4 protein-coding genes and 1 pseudogene are annotated in these 4,796 nt (G+C 71.9%); all 5 read right to left on the bottom strand.

Going from position 1 to position 4,796, the window contains the following annotated elements; translation table 11 throughout:
• Positions 1-989: isomerizing glutamine--fructose-6-phosphate transaminase (locus tag WEB03_RS04215; RefSeq protein WP_368069720.1), on the bottom strand; the 989-nt coding region annotated here is incomplete at its 3' end.
• A 140-nt stretch (positions 990-1,129) separates the two neighbouring features.
• A complete protein-coding gene (locus tag WEB03_RS04210) occupies positions 1,130-1,876 on the bottom strand; it encodes a hypothetical protein (protein WP_368069719.1) in 747 nt (248 codons plus the stop codon).
• 11 nt (positions 1,877-1,887) lie between these two features.
• A complete protein-coding gene (locus WEB03_RS04205; protein WP_368069718.1) occupies positions 1,888-2,049 on the bottom strand; it encodes a hypothetical protein in 162 nt (53 codons plus the stop codon).
• A gap of 241 nt (positions 2,050-2,290) precedes the next feature.
• Positions 2,291-3,160 (bottom strand): annotated as a pseudogene (locus tag WEB03_RS04200) (hemolysin family protein); the annotation flags it as partial.
• Between the two features lie 91 nt (positions 3,161-3,251).
• Entirely contained in the window at positions 3,252-4,592 is a 1,341-nt protein-coding gene (gene glmM, locus WEB03_RS04195) for a phosphoglucosamine mutase (RefSeq protein WP_368069717.1), read from the bottom strand.
• Positions 4,593-4,796: the final 204 nt, after the last annotated feature.

Genomic DNA, 4,796 nt, shown 5'->3' with positions numbered 1-4,796 from the left:
ACCTCGACCTCGACCGGGATGCCCGCCCAGTGCTCGATGGCGAGCTTGCCGACCATCCCCGAGTGCAGCGAGGTGCCGCAGGCCAGGATGAACACCTTGTCGATGCGGGCGAGCTCGCCCTCGTCGGAGCGCAGCTCGTCGAGCTGGAGCCGCCCCTCGGCGAAGCGGTCCCGCAACGTGTCGGCCACCGCCTGGGGCTGCTCGTGGATCTCCTTGAGCATGAAGTGCTCGTAGCCCTGCTTCTCGGCGGCGTCGAGGTCCCAGTCCACGCGGTAGCGGTGCGGCTCGACGCTGTTGCCGTCGACGTCCACGACCTCGTACCCGTCGGGGGTGATGCGGGCGATCTGGCCGTCGAGCAGGGCCGCGACGTCGCGGGTGTGCGCGATCAGGGCAGCCACGTCCGAGGCGCAGTACCCGACCCCGTCGGCGTGGGCCACGATCAGCGGCGCCTCGTGCTTGGCCACCACGATCGTGTCGGGGTCGTCGGTGGTCACGAAGCACAGCGAGAACGCGCCCTCGAGCTGCGCGACGACCTTGCGCACGGCCAGCAGCAGGTCCGGGTCGCCGTCCTGGGCGTCGAGCTCGCGCGCCACGAGGTGGGCGGTGACCTCGGTGTCGGTCTCGGACAGGAACGTCGCGTCGTCGCCGAGCGAGGCGCGCAGCCCCTGGTAGTTCTCGATGATCCCGTTGTGGACCACGGCGACGCGGCCGGAGGGGTCGAGGTGGGGGTGGGCGTTGACGTCGTTCGGGGCGCCGTGGGTGGCCCAGCGGGTGTGTCCGATCCCGGTGCGTCCGCTGGTCGGCTCGCTCTCGAGCGCCCCGATCAGGTTGGCGAGCTTGCCGGCCCGCTTGACGTGCGCGAGGTCGCCGTCCGTGTCGACCACCACGATGCCCGCGGAGTCGTACCCGCGGTACTCGAGACGCTGCAGCCCGGCGATGATGCCGTCGACCGCGTCGTCACGTCCGGTGATGCCGATGATGCCGCACACGAGCGATCCTCCACGCTGGGCTTGAGACCGGCCGATCCTACCGACGGGGCCTGCGGCCACGGACGGCCCGGTCGGCCGGTCCGCCCGCCGCCCACGATCCGGGGCACCCGTGCCACCGGAGGCGGCACCGGACGGCTCGCTCAGAGCGTGCTGCGGACCTCGAGGTCGCGTTCGACGTCGAGGTTGCCGTCGTCGAGCTCGATGTCGACCTCCCAGCGTTGGTCGCCGCGGGTCAACGTGAAGCTCAGCGCGTCGTCATCGTCCTCGCGGTCGCCGACCTCCCACCCGTCGGCCGGGCTCAGGTCATCCACCACGAGCCGATCGCCGTCGATCGACACCGTCACGCTGCCCGCATCCCCGACCTCGAAGGTGCCGGCGTCCGCGTCGTCGAGGTCGTGGTCGATGCTCACCTCGAGCCGGCTGCCGTCGTCCTCGAGGTCGACGTGGAACTCGTAACTCTCGCCGTCCCGTTCGAGGTCGACGTCGATCTCGTCGCCGTCGACCTCCTCCTCGGTCCCGTCCCAGCCATCGGCCGGGCGGACCTCGTCGAGCGACAGGACCCCGTCCGAGAGCGAGAACGTGACGGTGCCGGCATCGCCGACGCGCCAGGTCCCCGGCTCAGCCGTGCTGCCGTCCACCTCGCCACCCGTGCCGGAGGGGTCCGCGTCGGCCCCGTCCCCTGCGTCGTCCCCACCGTCAGCCGCCTCGGTGGTGGCGTCCCCGCCAGTCCCATCGGTCCCATCGGTCCCATCGGTCCCATCGGTCCCCTCGGTCCCATCCTCGAGCGCGATCGGGTCGCTCGCCGCGCCGTCGTCGCTGTCACACCCTGCGAGCAGCACCGCGGTGGCCAGCAGCGACGCCGACAGGGATGAGGCGGGACGGCGCACCGGGGCTCCGGTCAGGAGGTGGGACGGTCGCCGTCAGGTGGCTCGGCACCGTCGGTGGTGACGTCGGCGTCGAGGGTGCCGTCCACCGGTCCGACCCGGACGCGTTCGACGGTCCGGTCGGTCACCGCCACCACCTCGATGCGGTGTCTGCCGAAGGTGACCTCGTCGCCCACCACCGGGAGACGTCCGAGCAGCTCGGTGACGAGGCCCCACGGTGGCCGCGTCGGTGTCGGGCGCGGTGACGTCGAGGTCGTCGAGGTCGTGGACCGGGAAGCGACCGACCAGCTCGAGCACCCCGGCCTCGCCGCGGATCACCTCGGCGATGTCGGCGTCGTGCTCGTCGTAGATCTCACCGACGAGCTCCTCGACGAGGTCCTCCACGGTGATGATCCCCTCGAGCGAGCCGTGCTCGGAGACCACGATCGCCATCTGGCGTCGTTCGAGCTGGAGCTGCCGGAGGGCGTCGAGCGCGCCGGCCGACTCGGGTAGGACGACGGTCGGTTCGGCGTGGTCGCCGACGATGCCGGTCCGGCCAACGAGCGCGAGGACCGACACGTACCGGTCGGCGTCGTCCAGCCGGTCGGCGTACACCGGTGCCCGCGAGTGCCCGGCCGCGGCCAACTCGGCGATCGCCTCGTCGACGGAGGTGGACTGGGACAGACCGAGGACGTCCGGACGCGGGGTGACGATCTGTCGGACGGTCCGGTCGGCGACCTCGAGCGCACCGGCGATGACCTGACGCTGGAACCCGACGTAGAGGTCCCCGCTGGTGACCAGGTCACGGACCTCCTCGTGGGTGACGTCCTCGCCGGTCCGGGTCGGGTCGCCGCCGAACAGGCGGACGACGAGGTCCGTGGAGCGCGACAGCACCCAGACGAGCGGCCCGGCGGCCGTCGCGAGCCCCGACAGCGGACGGGCGACGAGCAGCGCCCAGCCCTCGGACCGCTGCATCGCCAGGCGCTTCGGAGCCAGCTCACCGAACACCAGGGTGACGAACGACAGGATGGCGGTGACCACGAAGATCGCGCCACCGCGAGCGGCGCCGCCGAGGAACGACAACGGTTCGACGAGGGGTTCGGCCAGCGTGACGGCCGCGGTCGCCGAGGCGAGGAAACCCGCGAGCGTGATGCCGATCTGGATCGTGGAGAGGAAGCGGTTGGGCTGTCGGGTCAGCTTCGCCAGCGCTCGACCGCTGCGCGAGCGCTTCTCGAGCCGGTCGACCTGCCCCTCACGGAGCGTGATCAGCGCGATCTCGCTCCCAGCGAACGCGGCGTTCAGGAGCACCAGCACGCCGACCAGGGCGAGCTGGGTACCTAAGCCGTCCACGGATCCTCTCGGTTCGGGGGTCGCGGAGGGTACCGACGCGGTGTCCGGCCTAGATGGTCAAGTGGTCGCGGACCGTGTCGGCGATGCGGTCGACCGACCGCTGCGCGTCGTCGGCCGTCTCGGCCTCGGCCATCACCCGGATGATGGGTTCGGTCCCCGACGGGCGCAGCAGCACGCGGCCCGCATCACCGAGGCGCTCCTCCTCCTCGCGGACCACGTCCCAGACCGGCTCGGCGCCGTCGAGCGCGTCGCGGTCCACGTCGCGGACGTTGACGAGCACCTGCGGCAGCCGGGTCATGACGGTCGCCAACTCCTTGAGGCTCGCGCCGGTCGAGCGCACCACCGACAGCAACTGCACGGCGGACAGGATCCCATCCCCGGTGGTCGCGTGGTCGAGCGCGATGAGGTGGCCGGACTGTTCACCACCGAGGTTCATCCCGCGCTCGCGCATCGCCTCGAGCACGTAGCGGTCCCCGACGGCGGTCTCGACCACCTCGATCCCGAGCCCGGCCATGGCGCGCTTGAACCCGAGGTTGGTCATCACGGTGGTGACGACAGCGCCGCCGCTGAGGGTGCCCTGGTGGTGCATCTGGCGGGCGAGGATCGCGAGGATGACGTCGCCGTCCACCTCCGCGCCCTCGTGGGTCGCGGCGACGAGCCGGTCGGCGTCACCGTCGTGGCTGATGCCCGCATCGGCGTCGTGCTCGAGCACCGCCTGCGCGATCACATCGGGGTAGGTCGAACCACACCCGGCGTTGATGTTCTCGCCATCGGGCGAGCAGTGGATGCTGATCACCTCGGCGCCGAGCTGGCGGTAGACCTGCGGCGCGATCGAGGAGGCCGCACCGTTGGCACCGTCGACCACGACGCGCAGGCCCGAGAGGTCGACGTCGGCCAGCCCGACGATGTGCTCGATGTAGCGGCTGACCGCAGCCGGGTCCCGCAGACGACGTCCCACCCCGGTGCCCGTCGGACGGCGCCCGTCGTCGTCCTCCATCAACTGTTCGAGCCGCTCCTCCTCGGCGTCGCTCAGCTTGTAGCCGTCGGGGCCGAAGATCTTCACGCCGTTGTCGCCGACGGGGTTGTGCGAGGCCGAGATCATCACGCCGGCCGCGGCGGCGGACCGCTTGGTGAGGTGGGCCACCGCGGGGGTGGGGACCACGCTGACCGAGACCGCGTCGGCGCCCGCCGAGGTCAGACCGGCGATGAGCGCCGCGTCGATCATCTCGCCCGACCAGCGAGGATCGCGTCCGATCAGGACCGTGGGTCGCTTGTCGCCACCCTCGTGGAGGACCGTGCCGAGCGCGCGGCCGACGCTGACCGCCAGCTCGGGTGTGAGGTCGACGTTGGCCTTCCCCCGGATCCCGTCGGTTCCGAAGATGCGTCCCACCCTGGCTCCTCGCTGCCGCTGCACGGGGCTCCCCGCGGGCGGAGCCTACGGCTCTGTGCGTGGCGACGAGGGTGCCCGCCCGGACACCGGGAGGGCCCGCCGCTGGCGTCTACCGGTCGACCGTGAGGGGCACGGCTGCCCCCGCTCACCTACCGGTCGACCGGGAGGGGCACGGCTGCCCCCACTCGCCTACCGGTCGACCGG

The sequence above is a fragment of the Nitriliruptor sp. genome (assembly GCF_040882075.1).
Classification (GTDB): domain Bacteria; phylum Actinomycetota; class Nitriliruptoria; order Nitriliruptorales; family Nitriliruptoraceae; genus Nitriliruptor.
This window is presented reverse-complemented; position numbering and strand designations above follow the sequence as displayed.